This is a genomic window from Acidithiobacillus sp. M4-SHS-6, from assembly GCF_047421495.1.
Taxonomy (GTDB): Bacteria; Pseudomonadota; Gammaproteobacteria; order Acidithiobacillales; family Acidithiobacillaceae; genus Acidithiobacillus.
The window spans coordinates 2,913,924-2,928,783 of record NZ_CP175559.1 but is presented as its reverse complement, the minus strand read 5'-3'; the positions used below and the strand labels follow the sequence as shown (position 1 = coordinate 2,928,783).

Below are 14,860 nucleotides of genomic sequence, written 5' to 3'. Positions count from 1 at the left end.
ATCTGACGGGAGCACATTCATGCCGGAAACCACTTTCACCGAATTACGCAATCACGCCAAGACCTGGTTCGATCTGGTCGAGAGCGGACAGACGGTGCGCGTATTGCGCAACGGCAAACCCATCGCCGAAATCCACCCCATCCCGGCGCAATTGCCCTCCTGGAAGCAGCGCCCCGCTCACCCGCTGGCCATCGGCGGCAAGGAGATCAGCCGACTCATCCTCGACGAGCGCGGAGACTGATGCGCGTCTATTTCGACTCCTCGGCCTTTGCCAAGCGCTACATCGACGAAACTGGCACCGCTGACGTTCTGGCGTGGTGCGAACGGGCCAGTGAACTGGCGCTGTCGGTCATTGCCATTCCCGAGCTCATTTCTGCCTTCTGCCGCCTGCAGCGGGAAAGACGCCTGACGGACGCGCAATACCAGGAAATCAAGCGCGATCTGCTGCTCGACATCGCCGATGCGCTGATCTGCGATACCACGCCCCAGGTCATCCAGCACGCGGTCAAGGCCCTGGAAAAGCACACCCTGCGCGGTATGGACGCCATCCACTTGGGTGCCGCCCTCGCCTGCACCGCCGAAGTGTTCATCTCGGCCGACGCCCGCCAATGTCGCGCCGCCGAGGCCTTCGGCCTGCCAGTGGTATCGCTGTGAAACACCAGCCGCGTCACCACTTCGCCTTCGCCACCCTGCGTCTGGAGGGCGGCCTGTTCCTGCCCGACCAGTTGGAAAAAGCGGCCCTTGGCGCGGCCCGGTTCCAGAGCGAAGCCGACTATCACACCCCCAAGGGCCTCAAGCTCAAGGACGACACCAGCCGCGCCTTTCAGATCGCCACTGCGCAGTGGAAGCACTTTGCCGGCCAGTTCGAGCGCAGCGATGTCGATGCCGAAGTGCTCACCCGCCACTTTGTGCAAGAGCTCTTGCGCGACGCCTTCGGCTACACACATATCGCCCCCGTCACGGGCCTCAGCGTGGGCGATCAGGACTATCCCGTCACCTTTCTGGCAGGCGCCGTGCCCGTCGTCGTCGCCCCGCATACCCTGGGGCTGGACACGGCCGACCCGCGTTTCGCCGTCACCGGCAACGGCGCACGCAAGAAAACCGCCTTCCAGTTGGCGCAGGAGTTTCTCAACGCCAGCCCTGACCACACCTGGGCCATGGCCAGCAATGGCCGCCAACTGCGCCTGCTGCGCGCCGCCGCCACCCTCACCCGCCCCAGTTTTCTGGAAATCGACCTGCAAGACCTGCTTGGCGGCGCCCGTTACGCCGAGTTCACTAACGTCTGGCGCCTGCTGCACGCCAGCCGCGCCCCGCAACCCGCGCCCCATCCCGAAAGCGGCGAACAGGAAGCCCCTTGCATCTGGGAACAGTGGCGCGCTGCTGGGCAGGAGGAGGGCACCCGGGTCCGCGAAGGTCTGCGCCAGGGCGTTACCGAAGCCCTGCTGATTTTCGGCGAAGGCTTCCTCCAGCATCCCGCCAACGATGCGCTGCGCGCCGCGCTGCACACCGGCGCGCTCAGCAAGGACGCCTATTTTCAGCAACTGCTGCGCCTCATCTACCGGCTGATCTTTCTGTTCAACGTCGAAGAGCGCGGCGTGCTGCATCCTTCCGACGCCAGCCCGCAGGCGTGTGCGGCCTACGCCGAGGGCTATGCCCTGGCCCGTTTGCGCGAGATCTGCCTCAAACGCCGCGCCCGCAATCGCTTCGACGACCACTGGCAGGCCGTGCGCATCGTGTTCAAGGGTTTGGCCGAGGGCGAGCGCGCCTGCCTGGGGCTACCCGCCCTCGGCGGCCTGTTCGCGCCCACGCAATGCCCCGAGCTCGACGCCGCCGGCCTCGACAACGCCCACCTGCTCGCCGCCATGCAGCAACTGCGCTGGTCCAACCACAGCGGCAGCCTGGCCCCGGTGGACTACCGCAACATGGGGCCGGAAGAACTGGGCAGCGTCTACGAAAGCCTGCTCGAACTGGTACCCGAGATCGACCTGCCGGCGCGCCGCTTCGGCTTCATCGGCATGGGCGACAGCGAAGGCAGCAGCACCGCTGGCAACGCGCGCAAGCTCAGCGGCAGCTACTACACCCCCGATGCGCTGGTGCAGGAACTCATCCGTTCCGCCCTTGATCCGGTCATCGAACAACGCCTCGCCGCCCGCCCCGCGCAGCCGGTCGAAGCCCTGCTCGCCATCCGGGTGATCGATCCCGCCTGCGGCAGCGGCCACTTTCTGCTGGCCGCCGCCCGCCGCCTGGCCGAACAACTCGCCCAACTGCGGGCCGCCGATGGTGCCGTACAGCCCCAGGACTACCGCCACGCCCTGCGCGAAGTCATTGCCCGCTGCATTTTCGGGGTGGACCGCAACCCCATGGCCATCGAGCTGGCGCGCACCGCGCTGTGGCTGGAAGGCTTCGAGGAAGGCCGCCCCCTGAGCTTTCTCGACCACCACCTGCAGGTGGGCGACGCCCTGCTCGGCCTCACCGACCTCAAGGCGCTGGAGCGCGGCATCCCCAAAGAGGCGTTCAAGCCACTTTCCGGCGACGACAAAGCCGTCTGCAAGGCCCTGGCGCAGGCCAACGCCCACGGACTGAAGCAACTGGAACGTGAACTGCACAGCAATCTAGTACCATTCGATCTCCAGCGAATCAATGGCCTGGAAGGTTTGCACCAGCTCGAAGCCCTGCCGCAAGACACACCTACCGAAATCGCCGCCAAGGAGGCCGCCTGGCACATCTTTTTGCATCAGACACAAGACAGTCGCGTCGCTCAAGCCGCCGACCTACTGGTGGGAGCCTTTCTGTTGCCCAAGGTGGAAGGCACCCAAGACACAGGCATGGATGCAACTGTAGATCTGACACTTTTCGCGCCTCTCGCGTCACCGCCAGCCATTCCTACCAGCCAAACACTTTGGCTGGGACTATTTACCGAAACACCGGGCAGCGCTTACCAGGCGCAATGGGCGGCCGCCCACGCCGCCTGCGTCGAGGCCCGCGTGCTGCACTGGCCGCTGGCGTTTGCGCAGGTGTTCGCGGCGGGGGGCTTTGATTGTGTGCTCGGCAACCCGCCGTGGGAACGCATCAAGCTGCAGGAAGAAGAATTCTTCGCCACCCGTCACCGCGACGTGGCCGGGGCGAAGAACAAGGCCGAACGCAGCCTGCGCATCGGCTGGCTGGCCGAGGGCATGCTGGCGCGGCATCTGTTCCCCGAACTGGAACACCTCTCGCCCGAAAGCGCCGCCGAGCAGCGCCTCTACGCCGAGTTCATCAGCGCTCGTCGCACGGCCGAGGCCATGAGCCTGTTCGCCCATGTCAAGGGCGAAGACGGCGGCCGCTACCCGCTCACCGGCGTGGGCGATGTGAACACCTACGCCCTCTTTGCGGAAACCTTCGCGCAGTTGATGGCACCGCTGGGCCGCGCCGGTTTCATCGTGCCCACCGGCATTGCCACCGACGACAGCACCAAGGCGTTTTTCGCCCATATCACCCAGAACGCACGGCTGGTCAGTCTCTACGACCTCGAAAACCGCGAGCGATTGTTTCCGGCGGTGGATAGCCGCATGAAGTTCTGCCTGCTCACCCTGGGCCAAGCCAAGCAGGCGGAGTTCGTGTTTTTTGCCACCCGTGTCGAGCAACTCGCCGATGCACGCCGCCGCTTTCGCCTCACGCCGGACGAATTCCGCCTGCTCAATCCCAATACCCTCACCTGCCCGGTGTTCCGCAGCGCGCGCGACGCCGAACTCACCCAGAAGCTCTACCGCGCCGCCCCCGTGCTCATCGACGACCACCGGCCGGACGGCAACCCCTGGGGCATTTCCTTCATGCGCATGCTGGACATGTCCAACGACAGCCACTTGTTTACCGATGCCCCCGGTCCGGACCGACTGCCGCTGTACGAAGCAAAAATGATCCACCAGTTCGACCACCGCTGGGCCACCTACACGCTGGATGGCGACAGCCGCGATGTCTCCGAAGTCAAAAAAGACGACCCGCATTACACCGTCACCCCGCGCTACTGGGTGGACGCGGCGGAAGTGGAAGAGCGGCTCGTCAAGCGCGACAAAGACGACAACATCATCTGGGCATGGGAACGCGGCTGGCTGATGGGCTGGCGCGACATCTGCCGCGCCACCGACGAGCGCACGGTGATCGCGGCGGTGGTGGGGAGGGTGGGGGCCGGAGACACCTTGCTACTGATGTTTCCAGACCTCAAGCATGGTGCGCGCGTTGCTTGTCTGTTGGCGGATCAATGTTCCTTGGTGCATGACTATGCGGCGCGCCAGAAAGTGGGCGGCACGCACCTGAAATATCACGTCAAGAAGCAGTTGCCAAACCTCCCCCCCGACCGCTACACCGAAGCCGACCTCGCCTTCATCGTCCCGCGCGTGCTCGAACTCACCTACACCGCCCACGATCTGCAAGCCTGGGCGCACGACCTCGGCTACGCCGGCCCGCCCTACGCCTTCGACCCCGCCCGCCGCGCCCAACTGCGCGCCGAACTGGACGCCTGGTACGCCCGCCTCTACGGCCTCACCCGCGACGAACTCCGCTACATCCTCGACCCCAGCGACATAATGGGCGAGGATTACCCCAGCGAGACCTTTCGCGTGCTGCAAAAAAACGAAATGCGTGAATTCGGCGAATACCGCACCCAACGCTTGGTTCTTAACGCTTGGGACGAGTTGGACCACGGAGATTTACACTGATGCTAACGCACTTAAAACTAGAAAACTTCAAGATATGGCGCAGCACGGGCGCTGTTCGGCTGGCGCCGATTACGCTCCTCCTGGGCACCAATTCTTCCGGCAAATCCAGCTTGATCCAGAGCCTGCTGCTGATCCGGCAAACGGTCAAAGGCGACGACCCCAATCTGGATTTGAATTTAGGCAACCCCGATGCGGATGACTCGGTCACACTTGGCCAGTTCAAGGACGTGCTTTGCCGCCACAGTGCTGCCAGTGAAAGTACAACGGCAACGCAAGTAGGAATCGAGTTCCGCTGGAGTGAGGATGGCCAGGCAGAAAGCTCGACACTGTTTTCTGCGCGCTACAACAAAGGCCCAGCAGGGAGCGCCGAGCTGGCGTTTTTGCGGTTGGGAAGAGACGGGCAAGGCTTCAGCGTACAGCAGCGCAAGCCGGGCATTTACCGCCTGAGCTTGGCCACCCAAGCTAAGCCATTAGGTCAAAGTGCGGACTTTCGGCCACAGCGTTCATTTGCCTTCTCGGCATCGACGCTGAACAAGCTCGGCGCACAGGGTGAACTGATCAAGCCGGTCGGCCCGGCCTTGCTGGATGAACTGGGGCGCATCATTTACTTGGGCCCAGTGCGCCGCTTGGCCCAGCGCGACTATGTTTGGGCCGGTCGTATGCCCGCCCACATTGGCGACGACGGTGCCAAGGCGGTGGATGCCCTGATCGCCAGCGGTGTGGCGCGTCAGGCGGCCAAGAAGCGCAACCAACCCTTGCCTGCGGAAGCGCAACTCTTCGAGCAAACGATTCGCTGGTTGAAGGACATGAATCTGGCGGATGGTCTTTCCATCCGCGCCTTGGGCAACTCAGCGCGCTATGAGTTGCTGATCGAGAACGGTGACCAGGCCAGCAACCTCAAGGATGTTGGTGTGGGCGTGTCGCAGGTCATCCCCGTCATCGTTGCCGCCTTGTTTGCGCAGCCTGGCCACATCGTCATCGTCGAAGAGCCGGAAAGCCATCTGCACCCCCTGGCGCAAAGCAAGCTGGCTGAGTTGCTGGCGCAGGTGAGCAAGGAACGCAACGTCCAGTTCATCGTTGAGACTCACTCCGAACACCTGTTCCGGCGCATGCAAACGCTGATCGCCAAGCAGCAGATCACGCCCAAAGACGCGGCGATGTATTTCGTCGAGCGTGAAGGCAAAGCCGCACGCATGCGGCCGTTGGAGCTGGATGATTTCGGTCGTGTGAAAAACTGGCCCGAAGGTTTCTTTGGCGATGCGTTGGGTGAGACGCGAGAGCAAACAGCCTTGGCCATTCAGCGCGCAAAGGAGTTGAGAGCGAGGGATGGCAATGTACCTGGTTGATACCAATGTAATGCTGGCAGCCAGTGCCGTTTCCGAGCTGTCGAATCTGGCAGTAAGGGCCATGCCGCAGGAGATTGAGCTGCGGGAAATGATTTACGAGTGGCTTGTTGACTTTGACCAGTCTGATCAGCGCATCGTGCTGGATGAAGAAGGGCTGGTTCGGGACGAATACGAACGAAACATGCCCTTCAACTTGCGCGAGCAGGAATACGGCATGCAGGTCTTGCAGAACAAGCTGGATAGAAATCTGGCCGACTACGTGCCTATCGATTCACTTGAGGCCAACGGCGAACACATCGCTGTGCTTGATCCTGCCCACGAAGCATTGGTAACGGATCGGGAGGATCGCAAGTGGGTGGCATGTGCACTGGCTGCGCAGATTCTTTTCGACCAAGTGCCGCCGATTGTGTACGGAGCAGAGACAGACTGGTTTATTGCGGAAGCACAGTTGAGAGATATAGGCCTTTGCTTCCAGAGGCTGCTGCCCGATGACTGGTACACATCAAAGGTTGGCGCTGGATGACTGACGACTTCTTCCGCTTCCCCCATACCCCGCACATTGCCTGGCTGGGCCAAGGTGCGCCGCGTGACGACAAGGTGCTGGCACCCGCCGAGGCACGTGCCTTGCTGACAGACGAGGTGGTGGTGGAGGAAAAGCTCGATGGCGCCAATCTGGGCCTTTCACTCGCGCCCGATGGCACCCTGCGCGCGCAAAACCGCGGCCAATATTTGGTCGAACCGCATGCCGGCCAGTTCACGCGCCTGCCCGCCTGGCTGGCGCAGCATGACGAAGCTCTGCGTGCCGTGCTTACACCCAATTTGATCCTGTTTGGCGAATGGTGCGCCGCTCGCCATTCGCTGGACTACGCAGCCTTGCCCGACTGGTTTTTGCTCTTCGATGTCTATGACCGTGGTATCGGGCGGTTCTGGAGTACGCGGCGACGCAACCGTCTCGCGGAACAGGCTGGTTTAGCCCTTGTCCCGCAGGTGATGCACGGCCACAGCACCTTAAAAGAGCTGGAACAACAGGTCTTCAGCACACCCAGTCGCTACCGCCACGGGCCACTGGAAGGGTTGGTAATCCGCCGCGAATCCGCCGACACCTGCGAAGCACGCGCCAAGCTGGTACGCCCGGATTTTACCCAGGCTATCGACGTACACTGGCGCAGTCGCCGCGTCGACTGGAATCGGCTGGAGAGTGAAGCGGAGACCCTCGCATGGACTCGCTGAAAATCGCAATTGGACCCTATTGCATCACCTTTGAGTGGCGGGATGGGGATGCCTGGCGCATTGATCTGGAGAATGACCATTAAGAACAGGGGGTGTCCAATGAACGAAATGACCGTTGAGCAAGTGGATCGCATACCGACGCATCCTGGCGAGATATTGCGGGAAGAGGTACTGCCCGCATTGGATATCTCTGTAGCAGAGTTTGCCCGTGGCCTGCGAGTCTCGCGCCAGACCGTTCACGGCATCCTGTCTGAGCGTAAGGGCATCACCCCGGAGATGGCCTTGCGTATCGGCAAATATCTGGGTAACGGGCCGGGAATATGGCTACGCATGCAGCAGGCTTACGACTTGACCGTTGCAGAAAGTCGGCTGGCCGAGGAACTGGCGGCCATTCACAAACCCGAGCAGGCCGCCTGACCGACAACCCGAGCACACATCCGAAGCCTTGAAGATGGATTCGCTCAAAATAGCCCTGCTGGAAAAAACCGGCCATGACCACGGCTTTGAGCATGTCCTGTCCGCCAACCCGCAAGCCGTCTGCCTCGCCTCCGCCCAGCACCCCACCCGCGTCACGGTTACGGGCACTGCGGATGACGGGTACCAAGTCTGTTTCGCGACGACGTCAGCCACACTACCGGGAGAGATGGCCCGTAGTTTTCCTCAGTGGACATCGGCCGATAGCCATTTTCTGACCCCCGGAAATACGGAACTCGCCACCCTGCTGCTGCGCGCCGCCAGCCTGTCGCGGGCCTTGCCCAATCAGGTTGCCCGCAGCTACGAAGATGCCGTGAGCGAGGAACTGGCCGCGTTGCCGCCAGAGACGCTGCACACAGAAGTCGAACGCATGGTACGCCAGCGCATCGGCCAACAGAAATTCCGCGAAGCCATGCTGACCTACTGGGGCGGCGCCTGCGCCGTCACCGGCCTGGCCTTGCCCGACGTGCTCCGCGCCAGCCATGCCAAACCCTGGGCGGAATGCGAGTCGGATGCGGAACGGCTGGATGTCTTCAACGGTTTTTTGCTCACCGCCAACCTCGATGCCCTCTTCGACCGCTTCCTGATCAGCTTTGACTCCCAGGGTCGCCTGCTGCTTTCCCCAGCGCTGGCCCCTGTGGATTTACAGCGGTTAAGCCTTTCTCCGGAACTCCGGCTCCGGTGGCTCGCAGCAGAGCATGAACCTTATTTGCAATTTCATCGTGCGATGATGCAAAGAAATTTCCCGACACCATGAAGAATCGGTGGGTGTTGGGTCCCTGTCTGCAAAATTTAACTGGAAAAACTGTTGGGTCTTATTGATAAGGCGTAGGGTCCGCGATTCCGGCATCCAGGAAGCCGGCGTGGCGCAGGCGGCAGCTGTCGCAACGGCCGCAGGAACGTCCCTGGTCATCGAGCTGATAGCAGGAGCGGGTCAGGCTGTAATCCACCCCTAAGCGGGTTCCCAGCTGGATGATTTCACCTTTATTGAGATGCTGAAGCGGCGCATGGATGCGAGGACCGCGCGCTTCGTCCCCAAGACGGGTGGCCACCGCTGCCAGCTTTTCAAAGGCCGTAATGAATTCCGGGCGGCAGTCGGGATAACCGCTGTAATCCTGACTGTTGACGCCGATGAATATGTCCTGGGCGTCCAATACCTCTGCGAAAGCCAGGGCAAAGGACAAAAAGATGGTATTCCGTGCGGGTACATAGGTGATGGGAATACCCGGAGCCACGCCACTTTCCGGTACGGCAAGCTGGGTGTCGGTCAGTGCCGAGCCACCAAATGCCGCCAGATCAATATGGACGGTACGATGGCTGGCCGCCCCCATGGCTTGGGCCACCAGACCGGCATAGTGCAATTCCTGCTTGTGGCGCTGGCCATAATCAAAGGACATGGCGTGAATGGCATAACCATCCCGACGCATCAGGGCCATGACCGTGGCGGAATCCAGCCCTCCGGAAAGCAGGACAATGGCGGGTTTTGCGGTGGTTTCTTCTGGCATGGATCAGCGTCCCGGGACATCGCCCCAAATGAGTTTATGCAGTTGAATCTGGAGCCGCACCGGGAGCTTGTCGGCCAGTATCCAGTCGGCCAGATCACGGAGGGGCATTTCTCCCTGGGCCGGGGAAAATAACACTTCGCAGTGTTGGCTCAGGTTCTCGCGCTGCAACACCTCTTTGGCCCAGTCGTAGTCCTGGCGGCTGCAGATGACCAATTTGATCTGATCCTGGGCATTCAGGTAGGGCAGGTTTTCCCAAAGATTGCGCCCGGATTCGCCGGAGTCCGGTGTTTTCAGGTCGAGGACCTTGACGACCCGGGGATCAACCGCTGCGACGGGCAGCGCGCCGCTGGTCTCCAGAAACACTTCGTAGCCGTCATCGCAGAGCCGGGTGAGCAGGGGCAAGACATCGGCCTGGGCGAGGGGTTCGCCGCCGGTCACCACCACCAGATGGTTGCCGCCCGCCTGGACGCTTGCCATGATGGCATCCAGGGTCTGCCATTCGCCGCCATGAAAGGCGTATGCGGTATCACAATACTGACAGCGCAGCGGGCAGCCGGTCAGGCGCACAAAGGTTGCAGGACGCCCAACGCTGCGGGTTTCTCCTTGCAGGCTGTGAAATATTTCGGTGATGCGGAGGCGCCCGTCCATCCTTACTGTGACGGCAGGGCCTGTAGCTGGGCTTCGGCTTTTTGTGCCGATGGCGTGCTGGGATACTGCCGGAGGATCTTGTTAAGGACCGCGACGGCCTGCTTCTTTTTGCCAATGGCCTGATAAATCTCGGCCATGCGCAACATGGCTTCGGGAGCCTTGCTGCTCTGACTGAAATGGGTTGGCACCACATACAGACTTTTCAGAGCGGCGTCATTTTGCCCCAGCACATACTGGGCTTGTCCCAGCCAGTAGTAGGCATCCGGAACCAGGCTGCTCTGAGGGTATTTCTGGATGAAGCCCTGCAGACCGGTAACGGCATCTCCATATTTTCCTTGCCGCAGGAAATTGAAAGCATGCTGATAGTCGGCTTGTCCCAGACTCTGGATGGTGGAAGCGGAGGCATTGCTGGCGGCACTGGCGACAGCCGCTGCCGGGGTACTGATGGCAGAGTTCGTCAATGCCAGACTGCTCGGCACCGAGCTGGTACTGGCGGTGATCCCGGTGGCTGGGGCGGCTACCGCCAGCTGGGCGGCCAGCGCCTGTACCTTGCTGGCCGTGGCCTGTTGTGCCATCTGCAGAGCGTGGGTCTTGGTATCCAGTTCCCCCCGGAGATTGCGGACTTCCTGTTCCAGACGCTGGGTACGTTGCAGCAGGCTGGACAGGGCGCTTTGACTGCCTTTGTCCGCCTGCTGAACGGCCACGAGGCTGCTCAACTCGCCTTGCATGACCGCCATTTGCTGCTGAAGCTGGAGCACCCGATCACTCGTGGATTCTGCCTGGGCAAAGGGGCTCAGACACAATAACGGCAGAACAGGCAGTAATTGCCAGCGTTTCATCAACATTTTCTCCTTGGCTGTTTAGCCGTTGTAGCCACCACTATACACAAAATCGACGCGGCGGTTTTTTGCCCAGCACGCGGTATCGTTGGTGGTGCAGAGGGGGTTGTCCTTGCCGAAGCTGACCGTGCTGATGCGCGCGACATTGACACCCTGGGCTTCCAGGAACTGCTTGACCGTTTCGGCGCGGCGTTCGCCCAGGGCGAGATTGTATTCCTGGGTACCCCGGTCATCGGTATTGCCTTCCAGGCGCACCTTGACATGGGGATGATTGACCATGAACCGCGCATTCTGGGTGGCAATCTGCCGGGCATGGGCATCCATGCTTTCACTGTTGAAGGCGAAATGCACCCGCAGATGCTGAGGCAGTGCCGCCAGTTCAGCGGCTGTCAGACCACTGTTGCCGCCCCCGATGGGACCATTGGCATTGAGAGCCTGGCTGTTGACGCCTTCGCCATTGTAACCCGCAGTGGCGGCAGAATTGGCCGGGGCCACCGCACCCACCGTGCTGGGTTTGCCACTACCGACGTTATGGGCGCAGCCCGTCAGGGCCAGGGCACCAGTCATTGCTACGACCATACAGATTTGATGATAACGCATGTTTTCGGACTCCTGTTAAATTTGCAGCGATTGTATCTTGTAGTTAAAGGGCATTTCAATGTTATTTGCGGCTTCGGGCAAACATCTTTATCCTTGGCAGGTAAAGTTGCCCTGCTTAGGTGACGAATTTCTGATTTTTTGTGTCGTTCCAGGGTGATTGTCCCGCCATGATGCCGCCGATTCGAATTGGTACCCGCGCCAGCCCCCTCGCAGTCTGGCAGGCCGAGCATGTCCGTGATGCCCTGTATGCGGCCCATCCGGGCATCCAGGTGGATATTATCCGCATGACCACCAGTGGTGATGTCCTGCTCGATGCTCCTCTCCATTCCTTGGGGGGCAAAGGTCTTTTCGTCAAGGAAATTGAGGAAGCCTTGCTGGCGCAACAGGTGGACGTGGCCGTGCACTCCATGAAAGACGTGCCGGCACTGCAGCCCGAGGGTTTGGAGATTGCGGCCATCATGGCCCGGGAAGACGTCCGCGATGCTTTTGTCAGTAATGGCGTCGGGCATCCCGATCAGCTCAAACCGGGTGCCCGGGTGGGAAGCTCCAGCTTGCGGCGGCGCGCACAATTGTTGCAACACTATCCCCATTTGCAGGTAGAGGATCTGCGTGGCAATGTCGCCACCCGTCTGCGCAAGCTCGACGATGGCCAATATGACGCCATCATTCTCGCGGTGGCGGGCCTGAAGCGCCTGCAGCTGGGGGAACGGATCAGCACCGCCCTTTCGGTGGAGCAGTCCTTGCCAGCGGTGGGGCAAGGCGCCGTGGGCATTGAAATTCGGTCAGAAGATACGCAAACCCGGGAACTGTTGCAGGCTTTGCTCGATCCCTCTACCCAGCAGTGTGTGTTGGCGGAGCGCAGCATGAACCGCATACTGGGCGGAGATTGTCGTTTGCCCGTGGCGGCGCTGGCCGAATGGCAGGGGCAGCTTATGCATCTGCGGGGCCTGGTAGCCAGCCCTGACGGTGCGCGTCTGCTCCGTGCAGAAGCCAGGGGCGCTGATCCGGTAGCCCTGGGGAAAGCGGTGGCTGAGCAGCTTCTGGCCCAGGGGGCCGCTATAATCATCAAGGAAATTCAATCACTATGAAGAGTGGATTACTGCAGAATAAAGGCGTGGTGGTCACCCGACCCAAGGAACAGGCCGGAGATCTGATAGATGCCCTGAAGGCCGCTGGTGCTCGCCCGATTCTTTTTCCGGCGGTGCAAATTGAAGCACCGGAAAACTGGCAATCACTGGATGATGCCCTGCGTCGACTGGAGATCTTCGACTGGGTGATTTTTACCAGCCGTAATGCCGTGGCTTTTGCCCTGAGCCGTCTCCAGAGTCTGAATTTGCCTTGGCCCCAGGGCCCGCGTGTGGCGGCAGTCGGGCGGGAAACCGCCAAGGCCTTGCGTGAATTTGGTCTGCAGGTCGATCTGGTACCCAAAAAGTTCAGTTCGGAAGGCTTGCTGGATAGTGTCGAACTGGCGGAAATGCAGCAGCGGCATGTGGCCCTCTTTGTCGGCGACCAAGGCCGGGAATTGTTGGAAAAGGTGCTGGGAGAGCGGGGTGCGCAGGTCGACAAAGTCCTGTGCTATCGGCGGACCCTGCCGGGCGCCAATCCTACTCCACTCCTGCATGCCTGGGCGCGGGGTGAACTGGATGCCGTGATTCTGACCAGTCCCGAGATTTTCAAGAATTTCTACCAGATGGTGGGTGGGCTTGGCCAACGCTGGTTGAAAAATACGTCCCTGATGGCCATCAGTCCGCTCACTGCAGAAGCCATTACTGCCGTCGGTTTGCCGGAACCCTGGGTGGCTCCAGAGGCCAGCACCGAAGGCCTCATGAAGGCCCTGGAAAGCTGGGCCAAAAGCCGGAGTAGCGCCGATGAATAGAAATCCGCTGTCCTTGCGTCATTCTCCCCGGCGTTTGCGCCGACATCCGGCCATGCGCGGGATGCTTCAGGAAAATCAACTGTCTCCGGCGGATTTCATCTTGCCTATTTTCCTGGTGGAAGGTGAGGGCATCCGCAGCGAGATTGTGTCCATGCCGGGGGTGTTCCGCCATACGGTGGATTCGGCTTTAAGGCTTTGCGAGGAAGCCCTGGTCAAAGGTATTTCCGGGGTGCTGCTTTTTGGTGTCATCGAAGAAAGTTGCAAGGATGCCTGTGGTTCGGCTTCCTGGGATAGGGATGGGCTGGTGCAAAAAGCCATCCGCGCCATCCGTGCTGCCTATCCCGCTCTACTGGTCATTGCCGACGCCTGTTTTTGCGAATACACCGACCATGGTCATTGTGGCGTCCTCACGGCTGACGGGGACCGGGATGATAATGCCACGCTGGAAAATCTCCAGCGTCAGGTCCTTTCCTATGCCGAGGCCGGGGTGCATGTGGTGGCGCCATCGGGCATGGTGGATGGCATGGTCAGCGCCATTCGTGAAGCGTTGGATGCGGGCTGTCATACGGAAGTCAGTATTTTGTCCTATGCCGTCAAATATGCCAGCGCCTTTTACGGCCCGTTCCGGGATGCCGCCGACAGCGCTCCCCAGTTCGGGGATCGCCGCGCCTATCAGATGGACCCAGCCAATCGTCGAGAGGCCTTTCGTGAGCTGGATCTGGATATTGCCGAGGGTTGCGACATGGTCATGGTCAAGCCGGCCATGCCCTATCTGGATATGGTCCGGGATCTGCGTGAACGCTGTGACCTGCCGGTGTTGACCTATCAGGTTTCGGGAGAATACAGCCTGCTGCAGGCTGCAGCGCGGGCCGGCTGGCTGGATTTGCAGCGCAGTGTGCTGGAGTCGCTGCTGGGGATGAAACGGGCCGGGGCCGATGCCATCATCACGTATTATGCCCTGGACGCGGCGGAATGGCTGGGGTAAAAACACCCTCGCCCGGTAGTTTTCTGGAAGATGGATTGCTCCACCTGCGCTGGTATGGCGCAGTCAGTATAACCGCGATTGCTCGAATCTTGCGGATACGCGCGCGGGACTTGGACCAGCTCTTTCCCTGGCTGGTGTTTTCCTTGTTTATCAATGTGCTGATTTGGCTGTGTCTGTTGCTGGGACTGGCGGGCCCGCTGGCCCAAAAAAATCCCGTCAACTCCCTGGTGGAAATTTCCCTGACACCTGCTTTTCATCGGCCACGGATCACTGCGCCAGTGGACCCGCAGCTTCCCCATCCCCAGGCCGAGGTGACAGCCGTCACCCATGAAGCGGCGCCGGCGGTCTCTTCGGCAGAGCGTCAGGCCACCTATGATGTTTATTTGAAGAACTGGGAAGGACGCATCATGGCCCTGGCCCAGGAAAAACTGTTTGCAGCAGGGCATGGTCCCTTGCCCCAGGGGCGCGTGGTGGTGGCCGTCACCATTGCCCCGGATGGCCAACTGGTGGAAATTGCCATGTTGCAAGGCGCCCGCAATCTGGCCCTGGTAGACGCCGTGGAAACCCTCATTCGCGCCGCCGCGCCTTTTCCGCCCTTGCCCCCCTGGTGGCAATCCCCACCCACTTCCCTGCGCATCGTCCGCACCTGGAGTTTTGAATGAA

The 14,860-nt window shown here is 61.0% G+C and carries 16 protein-coding genes; 12 read left to right on the top strand and 4 right to left on the bottom strand.

Annotated elements, in window-relative coordinates; all coding sequences use genetic code 11:
• Positions 1 to 19 precede the first annotated feature (19 nt).
• The 8 genes from ACJU26_RS15310 (at position 20) to ACJU26_RS15275 (ending at position 8,501) form a co-directional block, all read left to right on the top strand.
• Entirely contained in the window at positions 20 to 241 is a 222-nt protein-coding gene (locus ACJU26_RS15310; protein ID WP_414040460.1) for a type II toxin-antitoxin system Phd/YefM family antitoxin, read from the top strand.
• A complete protein-coding gene (locus ACJU26_RS15305) occupies positions 241 to 654 on the top strand; it encodes a type II toxin-antitoxin system VapC family toxin (protein WP_414040459.1) in 414 nt (137 codons plus the stop codon). The genes ACJU26_RS15310 and ACJU26_RS15305 overlap by 1 nt, the downstream gene beginning before the upstream one ends.
• Positions 651 to 4,694 (top strand): N-6 DNA methylase, encoded by a 4,044-nt coding sequence (locus ACJU26_RS15300; protein ID WP_414040458.1) that lies wholly within the window; start codon positions 651 to 653, stop codon positions 4,692 to 4,694. The genes ACJU26_RS15305 and ACJU26_RS15300 overlap by 4 nt, the downstream gene beginning before the upstream one ends.
• Positions 4,694 to 6,040: a DUF3696 domain-containing protein gene (locus ACJU26_RS15295; RefSeq protein ID WP_414040457.1), complete on the top strand. Its 1,347-nt coding sequence runs from the start codon at positions 4,694 to 4,696 to the stop codon at positions 6,038 to 6,040. Before ACJU26_RS15300 ends, ACJU26_RS15295 begins: the two co-directional genes overlap by 1 nt.
• Positions 6,021 to 6,563: a hypothetical protein gene (locus ACJU26_RS15290; RefSeq protein WP_163056295.1), complete on the top strand. Its 543-nt coding sequence runs from the start codon at positions 6,021 to 6,023 to the stop codon at positions 6,561 to 6,563. The genes ACJU26_RS15295 and ACJU26_RS15290 overlap by 20 nt, the downstream gene beginning before the upstream one ends.
• Positions 6,560 to 7,270, top strand: a complete 711-nt coding sequence (locus ACJU26_RS15285; RefSeq protein ID WP_414040456.1) for an RNA ligase family protein — start codon at positions 6,560 to 6,562, stop codon at positions 7,268 to 7,270. Before ACJU26_RS15290 ends, ACJU26_RS15285 begins: the two co-directional genes overlap by 4 nt.
• A gap of 99 nt (positions 7,271 to 7,369) precedes the next feature.
• Positions 7,370 to 7,687: a HigA family addiction module antitoxin gene (locus ACJU26_RS15280; RefSeq protein WP_414040455.1), complete on the top strand. Its 318-nt coding sequence runs from the start codon at positions 7,370 to 7,372 to the stop codon at positions 7,685 to 7,687.
• Between the two features lie 34 nt (positions 7,688 to 7,721).
• Complete coding sequence (locus tag ACJU26_RS15275; RefSeq protein WP_414040454.1) at positions 7,722 to 8,501, top strand: HNH endonuclease; 780 nt, start codon at positions 7,722 to 7,724, stop codon at positions 8,499 to 8,501.
• Between the two features lie 58 nt (positions 8,502 to 8,559).
• Here ACJU26_RS15275 and queC read toward each other — a convergent pair whose 3' ends face one another.
• From queC to pal, 4 genes are read right to left on the bottom strand one after another with little or no spacing between them, the layout of a single operon-like run.
• Positions 8,560 to 9,249: a 7-cyano-7-deazaguanine synthase QueC gene (gene queC, locus ACJU26_RS15270; protein ID WP_414040453.1), complete on the bottom strand. Its 690-nt coding sequence runs from the start codon at positions 9,247 to 9,249 to the stop codon at positions 8,560 to 8,562.
• Positions 9,250 to 9,252: 3 nt separating this feature from the next.
• Entirely contained in the window at positions 9,253 to 9,897 is a 645-nt protein-coding gene (gene queE / locus ACJU26_RS15265; RefSeq protein WP_414040452.1) for a 7-carboxy-7-deazaguanine synthase QueE, read from the bottom strand.
• 2 nt (positions 9,898 to 9,899) lie between these two features.
• Positions 9,900 to 10,736: a tol-pal system protein YbgF gene (ybgF, locus tag ACJU26_RS15260; protein WP_414040451.1), complete on the bottom strand. Its 837-nt coding sequence runs from the start codon at positions 10,734 to 10,736 to the stop codon at positions 9,900 to 9,902.
• Positions 10,737 to 10,757: 21 nt separating this feature from the next.
• Positions 10,758 to 11,336, bottom strand: coding sequence for a peptidoglycan-associated lipoprotein Pal (gene pal, locus ACJU26_RS15255; protein ID WP_414040450.1), 579 nt, complete (start codon positions 11,334 to 11,336; stop codon positions 10,758 to 10,760).
• A 167-nt stretch (positions 11,337 to 11,503) separates the two neighbouring features.
• Between pal and hemC the strand changes: the two genes are divergently transcribed.
• The 4 genes from hemC to ACJU26_RS15235 are packed head-to-tail and all read left to right on the top strand — an operon-like array spanning position 11,504 to position 14,859.
• Complete coding sequence (gene hemC, locus ACJU26_RS15250) at positions 11,504 to 12,424, top strand: hydroxymethylbilane synthase (RefSeq protein WP_414040449.1); 921 nt, start codon at positions 11,504 to 11,506, stop codon at positions 12,422 to 12,424.
• A complete protein-coding gene (locus tag ACJU26_RS15245; protein WP_414040448.1) occupies positions 12,421 to 13,212 on the top strand; it encodes a uroporphyrinogen-III synthase in 792 nt (263 codons plus the stop codon). The genes hemC and ACJU26_RS15245 overlap by 4 nt, the downstream gene beginning before the upstream one ends.
• Positions 13,205 to 14,197 (top strand): porphobilinogen synthase, encoded by a 993-nt coding sequence (gene hemB / locus ACJU26_RS15240; protein ID WP_414040447.1) that lies wholly within the window; start codon positions 13,205 to 13,207, stop codon positions 14,195 to 14,197. Before ACJU26_RS15245 ends, hemB begins: the two co-directional genes overlap by 8 nt.
• The gene (locus ACJU26_RS15235; protein ID WP_414040446.1) at positions 14,185 to 14,859 is read left to right on the top strand and encodes an energy transducer TonB; all 675 of its coding nucleotides are present in this window, start codon (positions 14,185 to 14,187) and stop codon (positions 14,857 to 14,859) included. Before hemB ends, ACJU26_RS15235 begins: the two co-directional genes overlap by 13 nt.
• The last annotated feature ends 1 nt before the right edge of the window (position 14,860 follow it).

Excerpts from the sequence above, each read along its gene's own strand:
- ACJU26_RS15310 (WP_414040460.1), top strand. The coding sequence starts at position 20 with ATGCCGGAAACCACTTTCACCGAATTACGCAATCACGCCAAGACCTGG.
- ACJU26_RS15305 (WP_414040459.1), top strand. The coding sequence starts at position 241 with ATGCGCGTCTATTTCGACTCCTCGGCCTTTGCCAAGCGCTACATCGAC.
- ACJU26_RS15295 (WP_414040457.1), top strand. The coding sequence starts at position 4,694 with ATGCTAACGCACTTAAAACTAGAAAACTTCAAGATATGGCGCAGCACG.
- ACJU26_RS15290 (WP_163056295.1), top strand. The coding sequence starts at position 6,021 with ATGGCAATGTACCTGGTTGATACCAATGTAATGCTGGCAGCCAGTGCC.
- ACJU26_RS15285 (WP_414040456.1), top strand. The coding sequence starts at position 6,560 with ATGACTGACGACTTCTTCCGCTTCCCCCATACCCCGCACATTGCCTGG.
- ACJU26_RS15280 (WP_414040455.1), top strand. The coding sequence starts at position 7,370 with ATGAACGAAATGACCGTTGAGCAAGTGGATCGCATACCGACGCATCCT.
- ACJU26_RS15275 (WP_414040454.1), top strand. The coding sequence starts at position 7,722 with ATGGATTCGCTCAAAATAGCCCTGCTGGAAAAAACCGGCCATGACCAC.
- queC (WP_414040453.1), bottom strand. The coding sequence starts at position 9,249 with ATGCCAGAAGAAACCACCGCAAAACCCGCCATTGTCCTGCTTTCCGGA.
- queE (WP_414040452.1), bottom strand. The coding sequence starts at position 9,897 with ATGGACGGGCGCCTCCGCATCACCGAAATATTTCACAGCCTGCAAGGA.
- ybgF (WP_414040451.1), bottom strand. The coding sequence starts at position 10,736 with ATGAAACGCTGGCAATTACTGCCTGTTCTGCCGTTATTGTGTCTGAGC.
- pal (WP_414040450.1), bottom strand. The coding sequence starts at position 11,336 with ATGCGTTATCATCAAATCTGTATGGTCGTAGCAATGACTGGTGCCCTG.
- hemC (WP_414040449.1), top strand. The coding sequence starts at position 11,504 with ATGATGCCGCCGATTCGAATTGGTACCCGCGCCAGCCCCCTCGCAGTC.
- ACJU26_RS15245 (WP_414040448.1), top strand. The coding sequence starts at position 12,421 with ATGAAGAGTGGATTACTGCAGAATAAAGGCGTGGTGGTCACCCGACCC.
- hemB (WP_414040447.1), top strand. The coding sequence starts at position 13,205 with ATGAATAGAAATCCGCTGTCCTTGCGTCATTCTCCCCGGCGTTTGCGC.
- ACJU26_RS15235 (WP_414040446.1), top strand. The coding sequence starts at position 14,185 with ATGGCTGGGGTAAAAACACCCTCGCCCGGTAGTTTTCTGGAAGATGGA.